The organism is Xanthomonas sp. 1678 (genome assembly GCF_031455575.1).
Taxonomy (GTDB): Bacteria; Pseudomonadota; Gammaproteobacteria; order Xanthomonadales; family Xanthomonadaceae; genus Xanthomonas_A.
The window spans coordinates 510078-525315 of sequence record NZ_JAVDSZ010000003.1 but is presented as its reverse complement, the minus strand read 5'-3'; the positions used below and the strand labels follow the sequence as shown (position 1 = coordinate 525315).

Here is a 15238-nt window from a genome sequence, read left to right as displayed (position 1 = left end):
CCGCCGGCGTTCCGCCGTAAGGCTCTCTGCGCCCTTTCCTGGCGTAGCGCCTTCTTTATCCACGCCTGGGCCGGATCCTGCCTCGGCACCGCCTTGTGGTCCTTTCCCGCTTTTTAAGCCTTGTTCTTTTTGCGCCGATCTTCCGGGGGGCTTTCTTGCCGCTTATCCGCAATCCGGTGAAGCCCTCCTTCGTCCGGACCGCCGCGACGCTTCTTTTATACAGAGTTCGTCATTGCCATCGGCTGCGCACGGCCCCTGCGCCGGAACCCTAAAGTTTGGCAAACCGCGGCCGAAACAAGCTCTTCGCCGCGAGTGCCACAGGCTCCCGGTTCGCCGCATCGCGATATTTTCCGCAGCGAATCGCTAAAGGTTGTGACCCTCCCGCCGTTATTTATCTCAGCAGCGGCAACGGCCAATTGATGGCCCCCCTGCGGAGGCTCCAGGCACCGACAGGTTGCCGGATAAATCGCTTAGAGGAGATATCAAAATGGCACAGGTAATCAACACCAACGTAATGTCGCTGAACGCTCAGCGTAACCTCAACAGCACCAGCTCGAGCATGGCGACGTCGATCCAGCGTCTGTCCTCGGGCCTGCGCATCAACAGTGCGAAGGACGACGCCGCCGGTCTGGCGATCTCCGAGCGCTTCACCACCCAGATCCGTGGCCTGGACGTCGCCTCGCGCAACGCCAACGACGGCATCTCGCTGGCCCAGACCGCTGAAGGCGCGATGGTCGAAATCGGCAACAACCTGCAGCGTATCCGCGAGCTGTCGGTGCAGTCGGCCAACGCCACCAACTCCGACACCGACCGCGAGGCGCTGAACTCGGAAGTCAAGCAGCTCACCTCGGAAATCGATCGTGTTGCCAACCAGACCAGCTTCAACGGCACCAAGCTGCTGAACGGCGATTTCTCTGGCGCGCTGTTCCAGGTCGGCGCGGATGCCGGCCAGACCATCGGCATCAACAGCATCGTCGACGCCAATGTCGATTCGCTGGGCAAGGCCGGCTTCGCCGCCGACCAGACCAGCACCGCCGCCTTCGTCGCCGGCACCGCGACCGCTTCGGGCAGCATCTCGGGCATCTCGGTTAACGGCAAGTCGATCGCCAGCGTCAGCGTCGCCGTCGGCGACACCGCCGCCGACATCCAGAAGAAGGTCGCCGCGTCGATCAACGACAAGCTGGACCAGACCGGCGTGTACGCCTCGGTCGACAACGCAGGCAAGCTGAAGCTGGAATCGCTGAAGGCTGGCACGGACTTCTCGTTCACCGCCGGCACCAGCAGCGCCACTGGCGTGACCGTGGCTTTTGGTGGCGTTGCTGCCACCGCCACCGCGGTGGCCGGCAGCACCAGCACCCTGGAAGACCTGGACATCTCCAGCTTCTCCGGCGCCCAGCGTGCCCTGGAAATCGTCGACAAGGCGCTGACCTCGGTCAACTCCTCGCGCGCCGACATGGGTGCGGTGCAGAACCGCTTCACCTCGACCATCGCCAACCTGAGCTCCACCTCGGAGAACCTGTCGGCCTCGCGCAGCCGCATCCGCGATACCGACTACGCCAAGGAAACCGCCGAGCTGACCCGCACCCAAATCCTGCAGCAGGCCGGTACCGCGATGCTGGCGCAGGCCAAGTCGGTCCCGCAGAACGTGCTGAGCCTGCTGCAGTAACAGCAAGCGCACACGCAGCGATCGAAGGCCCCTCCGCAAGGAGGGGCCTTTTCGTTTTCCGCCGCCCGGCCGGCACAGGACTTGCATTGGGGTCGGGGCATTCCCGACATGCGCGGACGGCTCAAGAACCGCCGTCCGCCGCCGATACCCCTATCTACCGCTGGCCTCCGTGCCCGCTATCGTAAGGACGCCCACCCATGGCTACTTCATCGCTTTTTGCCGTCGGCTCCGGTATGGACGTCGCCGCCGTGGTCAAAACCTTGGTCGCCGCGCAGCGCGCGCCGCAGGAAAACCGGATCAACGCGGACGGCACCGCGTCCAGCGCCAAGCTTTCGGCGCTGAGCACGATCAAGGGCGCGCTGTCCAACCTGCAGACGGCGATGAACGCGATCGCCAAGAGCGCCGACAAGAGCGCGGTCAAGGCCACCGTCGCCGACGGCGCCGGCTATACCGCCAGCGTCACCGACAGCGCCACCGCCGGCAACTACAGCATCGAGGTGGTGAAGCTGGCCGAACGGCAGAAGCTGACCTCGGCCGCCTATGCCGACAAGGCCGTGGTCGGCGACGGCACGTTGACGATCGGGTACGGCGACAAGTCGCTGAACGTCACCGTGGCCGAAGGCAGCAAGCTCAGCGATGTCGCCGCGGCGATCAACAAGGCCGCCGGCGGCAACGGCGTGACCGCCAGCGTGGTGAGCGCCGACGACGGCGACCACCTGGTGCTCAACGCGGTCGATTCCGGGACCAAGGGCGCGCTGACCATCAGCAGCGCCGGCGGCAACGGCGGACTCAGCGCGCTGACCTACGGCAGCGGCAACGGCGGCGGCCTGACCCAGACCGTGGCCGCGGCCGACGCGATCGTGCGCGTGGACGGTTTCGAGCGCACCTCCAGCAGCAATGCGGTGGCCGACCTCGTCCCTGGCATCACCTTGAATCTGACCAAGGCCGCGGAAGGCACCAAGTACAGCCTGACCATCGCCAACGACAGCACCAGCCTGAAGGCGAACATCACCGCGTTCGTCACCGCCTACAACACCGCCAACACCCTACTGAAATCTTCCAGCGCCTACGACGCCACCAACGACAAGTCCTCGGCGCTGACCGGCGACTCGATGGTGCGCGGGCTGCAGCAGTCGCTGCGCAAGCAGGTCAGCGAAAACGTGGTCGATCTCAAGGCGCTGGGCGTGACCATCGACAAGAACGGGGCGATGAGCTTCGACAGCGCCAAGTTCGACAGCGCCGTCGCCAGCGACCCGACGTCGGCCAAGGCCATGTTCGGCACCGACGGCGGCTTCACCGCGGGCATGACCACGCTGTTGAACAGCAACCTGGATACCACCAGCGGCACCATCACCCAGCGCACCGCCTCGCTCAACAAGCACATCACCGACCTGACCAACCAGCTCAGCAACCTGGACAAGCGGATGGAAACGCTGACCAAGCAGTACACCGACAGGTTCACCGCGATGGACACGATCGTGGCGAAGATGCAGACCACCAGCGACTATCTTGCCAAGCAGTTCTCTTCCAACAACTGATAATCGTTATCGAGATGCTCTTCACGGGACTCAAGTCGGACCGCCCAGTGGCCGATAACGTGTGTATCGACAGTCATTCCGGCCCGGCTCCGAATACCGCCGCCGTGGCGCCATCGCCACGTACGGCGGCAAGCGGCCGCTACGCCACCCGAGGGAGTTTTCCATGCACGGTTCCAGTCGCCAATACGCCGAGCAATATCGCAAGATGAGCGTGTCCACCAGCATCACCGATGCCGACCCGCACAAGCTGGTCGCGCTGCTGTTCGCCGGCGCCTGCCAGCGCATCCGTCAGGCCCAGGCCTGCCTGGCGCAGGGCGATCAGGCGCGCAAGGGCAAGGCGATCGGCGAAGCCTGCGCCATCGTCGGCCACCTCAACGGCTCGCTGGACCACGAGGCCGGCGGCGAGATCGCCAACAACCTCTCGGCGCTGTACGACTACGTGATGCACCGGCTCACCGAAGCCAACCTGCACAACGACGAAAGCGCGCTGGTTGAATCGCTGGAATTGCTCAGCGAGATCGATGCGGCCTGGAATGCCATTCCGCTGCAGCAGCGCGAACTGGCGCCGGTCGCCGCGCTATGACCGTCAGCCTCGACTCGCTGCACGCCGAACTGCAGCAACTGCAGCAGGCGCTCGATAGCGATGAGCACGCGCTGGCCGAGCGCCTGGTCGCCGAGCACGACCAGCATCTGCGCCACTACCTGCAACAGACCGGCGCCGACGCCGAACGCGATGGCCTGGCCTCGCTGCTGACGCTGCAACAGGCGGTGATCGCGCAGATGTGCCAGGCGCGCGACGAAGCCGGCGACTGGCTGCGGGCCAACCGCCAATCCAACAATGCTGCACGCGCCTATTCGCAGGCCGGATCGCTGAGATGAACAGCGTGTCCGACGGTACCGCGCACCATCCCGCCGAGACCGAGCTGTTCCACGACACGCTCAGCTGCGAACTGGCGCTGCCGGCCGATTTCAAGCTCGGCAACGGCATCGGCCGCTTCGGCGCCGGCGAAGCGCTGCTGCGCGGCTTGGCCCAGATCGAGGACCTGCGCAGCGACGACGGCAGCGAGGAACGCGGCGACCAGCCGCTGCAACTGCAGCGCATGGACGCCAAGCTCGACCTGATGCTGGTGCTGCTCGGCCGCCTGGCGCGGCAACACGAAGACACCTTGCCGCTGCGTCCATTGCGCTGGTCGCGCCGCGGACTGAGACTGGAGCTGGGTTCGCGCTCCGGTGCCGCCCCCGGCGCCGCCGGCCTGCTGCGCCTGCAGCCCTCCGACTGGCTGCCCGACTACCTGGAACTGCCCGTGCAGGTCCTGGCCGAAGCCGTCGCCGGCAGCGGTTTCTACCTGTGGCTGCGCTTCGAAACCCAGCCGGCGGGCATGGAAGAAGCACTGGAGCGCCACCTGTTCCGCCTGCACCGGCGCCAGATCGCCGACAACCGGCGTGCGGCCGAGCGGGCGCCGCCCGCGCCGTGAGCGGCGGTGAGGTTGGCGGCAGCGGCGCGCTCGGCTAAGGTGCGGTACTAGTAGAGAGGGACTTCCACCGTGCGAGTCATCATCGTCGACGATCACACCCTGGTTCGCGCCGGCCTGAGCCGGCTGTTGCAGGCGTTCGCCGACGTCGACGTGGTCGCCGAGGCCAGCAACGCGCAGCAGGCGGTGGACCTGACCACCCTGCACCGCCCCGACCTGGTGCTGATGGACCTGTCGCTGCCCGGGCGCAGCGGCCTGGACGCACTGAGCGACGTGCTGCAGACCTCGCCCAAGACCCGCGTGGTGATGATGTCGATGCACGACGACCCGGTGCACGTGCGCGACGCGTTGGACCGTGGTGCCACCGGCTTCGTGGTCAAGGATGCGGCGCCGCTGGAACTGGAACTGGCGCTGCGCGCGGCCAGCGCCAACCAGGTGTTCCTGAGCCCGCAGATCTCCTCGAAGATGATCGCGCCGATGCTCGGCCGCGAACGCCCGGTCGGCATCGCCGCGCTGTCGCCGCGGCAGCGCGAGATCCTGCGCCAGATCGGTCGCGGCCAGAGCAACAAGGAAATCGCCTCGGACCTGGGCATCAGCGTCAAGACGGTCGAGACCCACCGCGCGCGGATGATGGAATCGCTGGGCTGCCGGCGCGCCAACGACTTGGTGCTGCTGGCCGCGCGTCATCAGAACGAACTGACCTGAGTCGCGGGCAACCGAAGCAGCGCGCAACGGATTCCCGACACGCCGCACTGGCATGGCGCTTGCCTTAACCGGTCAGCTGCCGCCGTGAACCTGGCGAAGCCCGCCAGCACTGGCTCTGCAGCGCCGGTCGACCGGCACCCCCTACACGCATGTAGGGATTTTCCCTACAGACTGTCGGGAATTTGACTACCTCGCTCAGGAACCTCCCGATTCTGTTACCGTCGGATGGCAAGCACTATGCATTCCACGGGCGCCAGAGGCTTGGCGCCAAACCGAGGAAGTTCGCATGAAGCCGACCGTCTCCGCCCAGCTAGGCCAGCACCTCCACCTGACGCCGCAGTTGCTGCAGTCGATCCGATTGCTGCAGCTGGACGGGATGCAACTGGAAATGGAAGTCCGGCGCGCGCTGGAGAACAACCCGCTGCTGGAACTGGAAGAGCCGGAAGGCGTGCTCGAGCCGGTCGTCGATCACGACAACGCGCTGGAAACCGCCGCGTTCGACGAGCTGCCCGAATCCTCGATGTGGGACATCCCCGCCGCCGGCTGGAGCGAAGGCGAGGACGACCGCATGCAGCGCATCGCTGCCGGCGAATCCACCGACCCGCAGGTGCGGGTGCTGCAGCGCCTGGCGCTGGAACTGGACGAGCGCCAGCTGGAAGTGGCCGCGTTCTGGCTGGAACACAGCGACGATGCCGGCTACCTCGACGGCGCGCTGGACACGTTGACCCTGCTCGCCTGCGCGCGCTTCGACCAACCCGCCGCGCAGGTGGAGGCGGTCCGCCAGCGGCTGCTGCACGGCGACCCCGCCGGCCTGGCCGCCTGCGACCTGCGCGAATGCCTGAGCGTGCAGCTGGCCGCCCTGCCCGGCCGCGTCGCCGGCCGCCACCTGGCCGCGCGTATCCTGGCCGGCGACCTGAACCTGCTCGCCAGCCACGACTACCCGCTGCTCGCGCGCCAGCTCGACGCCGAGGCCGACGACGTGCGCGAGGCGGTGCGGCTGATCCTGTCGCTGCAGCCGCGTCCCGGCGACAGCCTGCTGCCGGAAAACCTGGGCCACGTGATTCCGGACGTGGTCGCCTGGCACAGCGACGGCACCTGGCGGGTCGCGCTGAACCCGGCCACCACCCACCGCGTCACCGTCAACCCGATGCACGAGCGCGCCCTGGCCGAGGCCGGCGAGGCGGCAGCGCCGCTGCGCGAGATGCTGCAGGAAGCGCGCTGGCTGACCCGCGGGCTGTCGATGCGCTACGAGACCCTGCTGCGCACCACCCGCGCCATCGTCGAACGCCAGGCCGCGTTCCTGGTCAAGGGCGAGGAAGCGATGGCGCCGTTGACCCTGAAGGAAGTGGCCGACGCGATCGGCATGCACGAATCCACCGTGTCGCGCATCACCACCGGCAAATACCTGCAGACGCCGCGTGGTACCTTCGAGCTGAAGCATTTCTTCGCCGTGCGTCTGGAAGGCGCCGCGGTCTCGGGACAGGCGGTGCGCGCGATGGTGCGGCGCCTGATCGAATCCGAGCCGTCGGGGCGGCCGCTGGCCGACGAGGCGATTGCCGGCTTGCTGGCGCGCCAGGGCGTGAACGTGGCCCGGCGCACCGTGGCCAAGTACCGTGAACAACTGGATATCGCCCCCGCCCGCGAACGCCGTCGCGCCAAACCGCTGCTGGCCCGCGCGAGCTAAGGAAACAATGCATATGAACAAATTGTCCGTGCTTCTGGTCGACGACCACGAAGGCTTTATCAATGCCGCGATGCGCCACTTCCGCAAGCTCGACTGGATGGAGGTGATCGGCAGCGCCGCCAACGGCCTGGAGGCGATCGAACGCTCCGAGTCGCTGCGCCCGCAGGTGGTGCTGATGGACCTGGCCATGCCCGAGATGGGCGGGCTGCAGGCCACGCGCCTGATCAAGACCCAGGACCAGGCCCCGTACATCGTGATCGCCAGCCATTTCGACGATGCCGAACACCGCGAGCACGCCATGCGCGCCGGTGCCGACAACTTTGTCAGCAAGCTGTCCTACATCCAGGAAGTGATGCCGATCCTGGAGGGCTTACGCACAGAGGGAGTACCGGCATGAGCGAATCCCGGATCCTGGTGATCGACGACGACGCGGTACGCGCCGAACGCACGGTCAGCCTGCTCGAGTTCATGGACCTCAACCCGCGCTGGGTGACCGACGTGGCCGACGTCAACCCGGGGCGCCACCGGCAGAGCGAGTGGATGGCGATCCTGGTCGGCGGACTCGACGACCAGGCCCAGGCCGACGCGTTCTTCGGCTGGGTCGCGCGCAGTCCGCTGCCGCCGCCGGTGCTGCTGCTCAACGGCGAAGCGCAGGCGTTCGCGCAGCGCCACGGCCTGCACGAAGCCAACGTGTGGCAACTGGAGGCGCCGCTGCGCCACGCGCAACTGGAGACCCTGCTGCGCCGCGCCAGCCTCAAGCGCCTGGACGCCGAGCACCAGGCCGGCGCGGTGCAGGACAGCGGCCCGACCGGCAACAGCGAGGCGGTCGTGCGGCTGCGGCGGCTGATCGACCAGGTCGCCGCGTTCGACACCACCGTGCTGGTGCTGGGCGAGTCCGGCACCGGCAAGGAAGTGGTGGCGCGCGCGATCCACCAGCAATCGCCGCGTCGCGACGGCCCGTTCGTGGCGATCAACTGCGGCGCGATCCCGCCCGACCTGCTGGAAAGCGAACTGTTCGGCCACGAGAAAGGTTCCTTCACCGGCGCGCTGTCCGCGCGCAAGGGCCGCTTCGAAATGGCCGAGGGCGGCACCCTGCTGCTGGACGAGATCGGCGACATGAGCCTGCCGATGCAGGTCAAGCTGCTGCGCGTGCTGCAGGAGCGCAGCTTCGAGCGCGTCGGCGGCAACGTCACCATCCGCTGCAACGTGCGCGTGATCGCCGCCACCCACCGCAACCTGGAGGAGCGCATCGCCGGAAACCAGTTCCGCGAGGACCTGTTCTACCGGCTCAACGTGTTCCCGATCGAGATGCCGGCGCTGCGCGAGCGCAGCGACGACCTGCCGGCGCTGGTCAACACCATTGCCGCGCAGCTGGCGCGCACCGGCCGCGGCGAAGTGCGTTTTTCCGAGGAGGCGCTGCAGGCGCTGCGCGGCTACGAGTGGCCGGGCAACGTGCGCGAGCTGACCAACCTGGTCGAGCGCCTGGCGGTGCTGCATCCCAGCGGCCTGGTGCGGGTGCAGGACCTGCCGGCGCGCTACCGCGGCGATTTCGCCTCCTCGATCGACGTGTCGGCACCGCCGGCCCCGATCGCGACGCCGGATCCGCGCCGCGTGCCCAACGTGGTCGATCTGCACGTCGGCCCCAAGGCCTTCGCCGATCCGGCCGAGTCGGCCGCGCAGGCCGCGGCGACGCTGCCGGAAAGCGGACTGGACCTGCGCGGGCACATGGCCAACATCGAACTGGCGCTGATCAACGAAGCGCTGGAGCGCACCCAGGGCGTGGTCGCGCATGCGGCGCAACTGCTGGGCCTGCGCCGCACCACGCTGGTGGAGAAACTGCGCAAGTACGGCATCGACCGCGACCAGACCGAACTGGCCAGCTGAGCCGCCCTCCCCCGGCGCCCCGTTTTCGACTTCGATTGGCACCCTGCTTGCATCGCAGGCATGGCGCCTTGCGCCGTGCGCTCGAGAGCGTGCGCGCCACGGCGCCGGTCATGCGGCATGGGGCCGCCAGGGCCGGGCGCTTGCAAGCATTCCAGAGGACGATCGATGAGTGGAGCGGTGAAGATTGACGCTAGCGAGCTGTCCGGCGCGGACCTCGGGCACGCCCGGTTCGTGCACCTGCGCCATCCCGGCGAGGGCAACTGCATCCTGCTCTCGCGAAGGGACGCACAGCTGAAGGAATCGCTGGTGTCGCTGGTCGACAAGGGCTTCCTGGTCTACAAGTACGCCAACGACGGCGCGGCGGTCACCTCGTTCGTGCACGCGTCCATCGCGCCGAGCTTCTGGGCCGAGAAAACCGATTTCGGGCTGAGGGAATACAACGGCGTCTGCTACAAGCTGGAGCAGCAGCAGGACGTCGTCGCGCGCCGCCTGCTCGTGGTCTTTTCCTCCATCTCGAAGGTCGACCAGATGTACGAGGCCGGCTTCTCCGCCCGGTATTTCGCCCAGAACCTCAACCAGGCGGCGAAATACACGCCCTTCGATACCGCCGTGCTGCGCATCGCCGACCTCGGCGGGGTGGTCGGCGCGTTCTACACCAACACCAATGCGCAGCCGGACAATGAGGAGCGCGTCGCCGCGCTCATCGCCAAGGTCGCGCTGGACCTTGCGATAGCGCCGCAGCACGTCGTCCTGTACGGCGCGTCGAAAGGCGCGTCGGGCGCCCTGCTCCATTCGTTGCGCTCGGGCATGAAGCTGGTATGCGTCGAGCCGATCCTGTCGGACGACTACTACCTGCATCGCTACCGCGACTCGCACTTCACCCAGGGGCTGTTCCCGCGCAGCAAGCAGGCACTGTTCGCCCATCACCTGGCCGCCGAGGGCGCGCCGACCGAACGCGTGGTGATCTATTCGGAGAAGTCGCCGCAGTTCCCCTACATCCGCGACATCGCCATGCAGTCGCCGCGGGGCAAGGACATCGCCTTCATCGACGTGCAAAGCCCGGCGATCAAGGACCATCCGGACGTGGCGCCTTGGTCGATGGGACTGCAGGTCGCGCTGCTGAACCTGATGCTGTGCGGCATCGACGTCGACGACCGGCACCTGGCCGCGCTGCGCGCAGCCCATGCGGTCTGAGGCGGCGGGCATGGGCAGTGCCACGCAATCGGAGAAGTTCCGGCAGATCCGGGAACGGTTGCCCGGCGTTCCCGAACTGCGCACGCGCACGTTCGCCGACGACGAAGACCGTTGGTACAGCTACAAGCTGACCTCGCTGTACGAGGGTGTCGGCGAAGTCACGTTGCCGGGCGACTACCTCCAGCTCGGCGTCTACAAGGGGCACTGCGCCAGGTTCCTGGCTGGGCTCATCCCGCCGGAGCGTACCCTGTACCTGCTGGACAGCTTCGAGGGCCTGCCGGAGGACTGGATGGGGCCCTGGAAGAAGGGCGCGTTCTCGCTGGCCGGCGACGAGATCCCGACGTTCGACGCGCCGAACGTGAAGGTGGTGCCGGGCTGGTTCCGCGACACGGTCCCGGGGCTCGCCCAGGAGCTGGATGCGCCGCTGGCCATGATCCACGCCGACGCGGACCTGTACAGCTCGACCCTGGAGGCCTTGTCCGGGCTCGAGCCGCGCATCGTGCCGGGCACGGTGATCGTGTTCGATGAATACTTCATGCAGGTCGGCGATCGCTTCCAGGACGACGAGCATCGCGCGCTGCTGGACTGGTGCCGGGCGTACGGCCGCGACTTCGAGTACCTGTGGAAGACCGAATGGGTGCAGGTCGGCATCCGCATCACCCGATAGAGCCTGTCAACGCCGCGCGGGGCGTCGCGGCACACCGTTTGCATCACGTAGCGACGTTCCCTTCCACTTTGCGGAAACTCCACCATGGCACTCGTCGTGACGTACGGCACCTTCGATCTACTCCATGTCGGTCACGTCAACCTGCTGCGCCGCGCCCGCGCGCTGGGCGACCGCCTGGTGGTGGGTCTGTCCAGCGACAACTTCAACGCGCTGAAGCACAAGCGCGCCACGCAGAGCTACGCCGACCGCGAAGTGGTGCTGCGGGCGATCCGCTACGTGGACGACGTGTTCCCGGAACACACCTGGGAACAGAAGGCCGAGGACATCCTTAGGCTCGGCGCGGACCTGCTGGTCATGGGCTCGGACTGGAGCGGCCATTTCGATGGGCTGTCCGCGCTGTGCCAGGTGCGCTACCTGCCGCGCACCGCCGACATCTCCAGTTCCTCGCTCAAGTCGCTGATCCGCCAGGGAGCCGAGCCGCCACCGCTGCTGGCCGTCGCCGCCGGCACGCACGGCTGAACGGGAGCGGACATGATCTCCAGCCAGCCCCGCGACCCGGCCGTCCCCGATCCCGCCCCCGACCTGCCGATCCCCGGCCATCGGCCCGCCGCGGCCGCGCAGTCGGCGCCGGCGTGGTTCGACGCGGACTTCTACCTGCTGCACAACCCCGACGCGGACCTGGCGGGCACCACGCCCTATGCGCATTTCCACGAGCGCGGCTGGCGCGAGTTCCGCAATCCGTCCGCCGACTTCGACTTGTGGTGGTATTGCATCTGGCACCTGGGTTCGGACTTGGAGCGCGATCCTGGCGCCCACTACGAGGCGCACGGCCAGGCGCTGGGCCTGAGCACCGCCCTGCTCGCCAGCCAGCGGCTGGAGGTCGCGCAGCGCACCGAGTTCAACACCCGCAGCCTGGCCCTGTTCAAGCGCCTGGAGGCGCCGCCGCAGGTGCTGGCGCGCATCGCCGCCAACCTGGCGCGCATGGAGCTGTGGGAGGTGGCCGACATGATCGCCGTGCGCGCCTGCGCGCTCGACCCGGACGACGCCGCCAACCTGGTCCTGCTGGCGCGGATCGTGGCCAAGCGCGGCGGCTGGCGGCGCGCGGTGGATCCGCTGCGCAAGGCTACGCGCCTGGACGACCGCCACCCCGCCTGGTTCCACGAACTGGGCTACGCCTGCGAACGCCTGGACTGGCTCGACGAGGCGATCGACGCTTACCGCAAGGCGCTGGCGCTGCATGACGCGCGCGAGGACACCCTGTACCGCCTGGGCTACCTGTACGAACAACGCGGCGCCGCGCAGGACGCGGCCGGCTGCTACGAGCGGCTGGCGGCGATCAATCCGCAGATCGCCCAGCTGGGCGTGGGCGCGTTGCACGCACAGGAGAACGACTGGAGCGCCGCCGAGGCCGCCTACGCGCGGCGCGCTGGGCAAGCCGGCGCAGCGGCGCCGGCCGCGCTGCATTTCGCCCACGGCGTGGCGCTGGAAATGCTGATGCGCTGGGAAGACGCCGAGGCGGCCTACCGCCGCGCGCTGGCGGCCGACCCGGGCCAGGCCGACTGGCACTACCGTCGGGCCTACATGCTCGAGCGCCTGGAGCGCCATGCCGAAGCCGCCGATGTCTATGCGCAGGCGCTGCAGTTGCGCGAGGACGCCGACTGGCGCTATCGCCAGGCCAGCAGCCTGTTCGGCGCCGGCGACGCCCTGGCCGCGATCGCCGCGTGGCTGCGGTGCCTGCCGGGCCAGCCCGAACAGCTGGCGATGGACGAAGCCCTGGCCGCGCTGCACGAGCGGCGCCACGCGCTGCGCGCCGAACTGGCCGCCAGCCAGCTCGATCCCGACGCCCACTACCAGCTCGGCACCGTCTGCGAGCGCCTGGGCCTGCTGGCGGAGGCGGCCGAGGCCTACCGCTCCGCGGCGCGCCGCCGCGGCGATCACCGCGCCGGCGACCACTACCGGCTCGGCGCGGCGCTGTACCGCCTGGGCGAACTGGCCCAGGCCTGCCATGCGCTACAGGACACGCGCCTGTACAGGCGCGATTTCTCGCACCTGCCGCAGCCGCCGGAGGACATCAAGACGACCTATGCCGAATTCCTCGACACGCTGGAGGTCGACGACGGCATCGTTCTGTACGAGAGCTTCCACGGCGCCTCGGTCAGTTGCAATCCGCTGGCGGTGTTCCGCCGCGCGTACCGGCGCTTCGCCGGAAGCGGCCGGCTGCACGTGTGGGCGGTCAAATCCGACGCCAGCGTGCCACCCGAGTACGCGGCGCTGCCGGACGTGGTGTTTGTGCGCCACGGCAGCGCGCTGTATGCGCGCTACCTGGCCACCGCCGGCTGGCTGGTCAACAACAATACGTTCATGCCCTACTTCGTGCGCCGGCCGCAACAGCGCTATCTCAACGTCTGGCACGGCACGCCGCTGAAGAAGCTCGGCGCCGACATCCCCGGCGCGCTGTTCGACCACAAGAACTGCACGCGCAACCTGCTGCAGGTCACCCACCTGGCCGCGCCGAACGCCCATACCTGGCATACCCTGCTGCATGCGAACCAGGTGCGCGACGTGTTCGCCGCGCGCGTGGCCGAGACCGGGCACGCGCGCATCGACCTGATGCTCAACGCCACCGACGCGGACCGCGCGCGCCTGCGCGAACGCCTCGGCGTGGCCAGCGGGGAGCGCGTGGTGCTGTACGCGCCGACCTGGCGCGGCAGCCTGGGCGGCGCATCGCTCGACACGGCGCTGGTGGCCGCGGCGATCGAGCACATGGTGCGCCCCGGCGTCGCCCTGCTCTTCAGCGCGCACCACCTGGTGGCGCGCAAGCTCGGCCCGCTGCCGGCTGGCGCGCGCGCGTTCCCGAACGGCGTGGACATCACCGAGGCCCTGGCGATCGTCGATGTGCTGGTCACCGACTACTCGTCGATCCTGTTCGACTACCTGCCGTCGCGGCGTCCGCTGATCCTGCACGTCCCCGACGCCGAGCAGTACGCACGCGAACGCGGCCTGTACCGCGACATCGCCTCCCTGCCCGCGCGGTTCAGCCGCACGCCCGAGGCGCTGGCGTCGGCGCTGACCGAGGCGCTGGCGCCCGGCGCGGCGCCGGCCGCCGCCCTGCAGGAGGCGCTGGCGGAGTACTGCGCGCACGAGGACGGCGCCGCCGGCGAACGCGTCCTGGACTTCTTCTTCGACGACGCCCGCGTCCCCGGCGAGGTGGTGCTGCCGCCGACCGGCAAGCGCAGCCTGCTGTTCCAGGCCGGCAACTTCAATCCCAACGGCGTGACCGCTTCGTTCAACCGGCTGGTATCGCAGCTGGACCCGGCGAAGTTTTCGGTCGCCGTGGTCGCCGATCCCTGGAGCATGGAGAGCTACCCGCAGCGCCTGCAGCGCTACGCCGAACTGCCTGCGCACGTGCAGCGCTGGGGACGGGTGAGCCATCCGGTGACCAGCGTCGAAGACCAGTGGCTGCACCAGCGGCTAGGCATGCCCGACACCCTGGCCGAGCGTGCCCAGCGCCAGCTCGACCGGATCCTGGCGCGCGAGTACCGGCGCCAGTTCGGCTCGGCGCGGATCGACGCGGCGATCGACTTCGCCGGCTACACCGCGTTCTGGACCGGCCTGTTCGCGCGCGGCCGGCCGCACGGCGTGCGCGCCTTGACCTACCTGCACAACGACATGCGCCAGGAGGCGGCCACCCGCCACCCGCAGCTGGCGCGCGTCTTCCGGCAGTACCGGTATTGCGACGCGCTGGTATCGGTGTCGCAGAGCCTGCACGAGGTGAACGCCAGCACCTTGGCCGACTGCGTGGAGCACGATGCGCAGCGCTTCCGCGTGGCCGAGAACTGCATCGATCCGGACTTCATCCGCGCCAATGCGCAGGCGCCCGTGCCCGAAGCGCTGCTGGCCTGGCGGCGCGGCCACGTCCTGATCGGCAGCGTCGGCCGGCTGTCGCCGGAGAAGGGGCATGCGCGCCTGCTGGACGCCTTCGCCGCGCTGCGCGGCCAGTTCCCGCAGGCGCTGCTGGTGATCGCCGGCGAAGGCGCCGAGAAACCGGCGCTGCTCGAGCAGATCGCGCGGCTGGGGCTGTCCGACACGGTGCGCCTGCTCGGCGCGCTGGAGAATCCGTATCCGCTGATGCGCGAGCTGGACCTGTTCGTGCTGCCTTCGCTGTACGAAGGCCAGGCGATCGTGCTGCTGGAAGCGCTGACCCTCGGCACGCCGGTGCTGTCCACCGACATCCCCGGTCCGCACAGCGTGCTGGCCGGCGATCGGCAGCGGCTGGTCGACAACTCGACGCAGGGCCTGTTCGAGGGCATGCGCCGCTGGCTGGCGACGCCGGCCGCCGGCCAGGCCTGGGACGCGCAGGCCTATGCGCGCAGCGCGCTGGCCCAGTTCGAGCGTGTCGTCGCCACCGCCGGCGCGCCATGACGGACG

13 protein-coding genes are annotated in these 15238 nt (G+C 68.6%); all 13 read left to right on the top strand.

Translation table 11 applies throughout. The features are described 5' to 3' along the window. Positions 1-487: 487 nt before the first annotated feature. The 13 genes from J2Y70_RS08425 (at position 488) to J2Y70_RS08365 (ending at position 15232) form a co-directional block, all read left to right on the top strand. Positions 488-1666, top strand: coding sequence for a flagellin (locus tag J2Y70_RS08425; RefSeq protein WP_263398267.1), 1179 nt, complete (start codon positions 488-490; stop codon positions 1664-1666). Between the two features lie 197 nt (positions 1667-1863). Further along, on the top strand, positions 1864-3204 hold the full coding sequence (gene fliD, locus J2Y70_RS08420; protein ID WP_309915791.1) for a flagellar filament capping protein FliD: 1341 nt from the start codon (positions 1864-1866) through the stop codon (positions 3202-3204). 163 nt (positions 3205-3367) lie between these two features. After that, positions 3368-3787, top strand: coding sequence for a flagellar export chaperone FliS (gene fliS, locus J2Y70_RS08415; RefSeq protein WP_263109365.1), 420 nt, complete (start codon positions 3368-3370; stop codon positions 3785-3787). Continuing rightward, complete coding sequence (locus J2Y70_RS08410; RefSeq protein ID WP_309915787.1) at positions 3784-4083, top strand: hypothetical protein; 300 nt, start codon at positions 3784-3786, stop codon at positions 4081-4083. The genes fliS and J2Y70_RS08410 overlap by 4 nt, the downstream gene beginning before the upstream one ends. Further along, positions 4080-4679 carry a PilZ domain-containing protein gene (locus tag J2Y70_RS08405; protein WP_263398264.1) on the top strand — a complete coding sequence of 200 codons (600 nt, stop codon included), beginning with the start codon at positions 4080-4082 and terminating at the stop codon, positions 4677-4679. Before J2Y70_RS08410 ends, J2Y70_RS08405 begins: the two co-directional genes overlap by 4 nt. Before the next feature lie 69 nt (positions 4680-4748). Continuing rightward, entirely contained in the window at positions 4749-5381 is a 633-nt protein-coding gene (locus J2Y70_RS08400) for a response regulator transcription factor (protein ID WP_263109368.1), read from the top strand. A 286-nt stretch (positions 5382-5667) separates the two neighbouring features. Next, positions 5668-7065 (top strand): RNA polymerase factor sigma-54, encoded by a 1398-nt coding sequence (gene rpoN, locus J2Y70_RS08395; protein ID WP_309915781.1) that lies wholly within the window; start codon positions 5668-5670, stop codon positions 7063-7065. 13 nt (positions 7066-7078) lie between these two features. Beyond that, positions 7079-7462: a response regulator transcription factor gene (locus J2Y70_RS08390; RefSeq protein ID WP_010341669.1), complete on the top strand. Its 384-nt coding sequence runs from the start codon at positions 7079-7081 to the stop codon at positions 7460-7462. Beyond that, complete coding sequence (locus J2Y70_RS08385; RefSeq protein WP_309915777.1) at positions 7459-8949, top strand: sigma-54 dependent transcriptional regulator; 1491 nt, start codon at positions 7459-7461, stop codon at positions 8947-8949. The genes J2Y70_RS08390 and J2Y70_RS08385 overlap by 4 nt, the downstream gene beginning before the upstream one ends. A 177-nt stretch (positions 8950-9126) precedes the next feature. Next, on the top strand, positions 9127-10143 hold the full coding sequence (locus J2Y70_RS08380; RefSeq protein ID WP_309915774.1) for an XcbB/CpsF family capsular polysaccharide biosynthesis protein: 1017 nt from the start codon (positions 9127-9129) through the stop codon (positions 10141-10143). A gap of 10 nt (positions 10144-10153) precedes the next feature. After that, the gene (locus tag J2Y70_RS08375; protein WP_309915772.1) at positions 10154-10810 is read left to right on the top strand and encodes a TylF/MycF/NovP-related O-methyltransferase; all 657 of its coding nucleotides are present in this window, start codon (positions 10154-10156) and stop codon (positions 10808-10810) included. A gap of 84 nt (positions 10811-10894) precedes the next feature. Next, positions 10895-11329, top strand: coding sequence for an adenylyltransferase/cytidyltransferase family protein (locus J2Y70_RS08370; protein WP_309915768.1), 435 nt, complete (start codon positions 10895-10897; stop codon positions 11327-11329). A gap of 12 nt (positions 11330-11341) precedes the next feature. Further along, the gene (locus J2Y70_RS08365) at positions 11342-15232 is read left to right on the top strand and encodes a CDP-glycerol glycerophosphotransferase family protein (RefSeq protein ID WP_309915765.1); all 3891 of its coding nucleotides are present in this window, start codon (positions 11342-11344) and stop codon (positions 15230-15232) included. The last annotated feature ends 6 nt before the right edge of the window (positions 15233-15238 follow it).

Bases quoted from the DNA above. Each gene is read 5' to 3' on its own strand.
- fliS (WP_263109365.1), top strand. From the start codon at position 3,368: ATGCACGGTTCCAGTCGCCAATACGCCGAGCAATATCGCAAGATGAGC.
- J2Y70_RS08385 (WP_309915777.1), top strand. From the start codon at position 7,459: ATGAGCGAATCCCGGATCCTGGTGATCGACGACGACGCGGTACGCGCC.
- J2Y70_RS08365 (WP_309915765.1), top strand. From the start codon at position 11,342: ATGATCTCCAGCCAGCCCCGCGACCCGGCCGTCCCCGATCCCGCCCCC.
- J2Y70_RS08425 (WP_263398267.1), top strand. From the start codon at position 488: ATGGCACAGGTAATCAACACCAACGTAATGTCGCTGAACGCTCAGCGT.
- J2Y70_RS08405 (WP_263398264.1), top strand. From the start codon at position 4,080: ATGAACAGCGTGTCCGACGGTACCGCGCACCATCCCGCCGAGACCGAG.
- J2Y70_RS08410 (WP_309915787.1), top strand. From the start codon at position 3,784: ATGACCGTCAGCCTCGACTCGCTGCACGCCGAACTGCAGCAACTGCAG.
- J2Y70_RS08375 (WP_309915772.1), top strand. From the start codon at position 10,154: ATGGGCAGTGCCACGCAATCGGAGAAGTTCCGGCAGATCCGGGAACGG.
- J2Y70_RS08390 (WP_010341669.1), top strand. From the start codon at position 7,079: ATGAACAAATTGTCCGTGCTTCTGGTCGACGACCACGAAGGCTTTATC.
- J2Y70_RS08370 (WP_309915768.1), top strand. From the start codon at position 10,895: ATGGCACTCGTCGTGACGTACGGCACCTTCGATCTACTCCATGTCGGT.
- fliD (WP_309915791.1), top strand. From the start codon at position 1,864: ATGGCTACTTCATCGCTTTTTGCCGTCGGCTCCGGTATGGACGTCGCC.
- rpoN (WP_309915781.1), top strand. From the start codon at position 5,668: ATGAAGCCGACCGTCTCCGCCCAGCTAGGCCAGCACCTCCACCTGACG.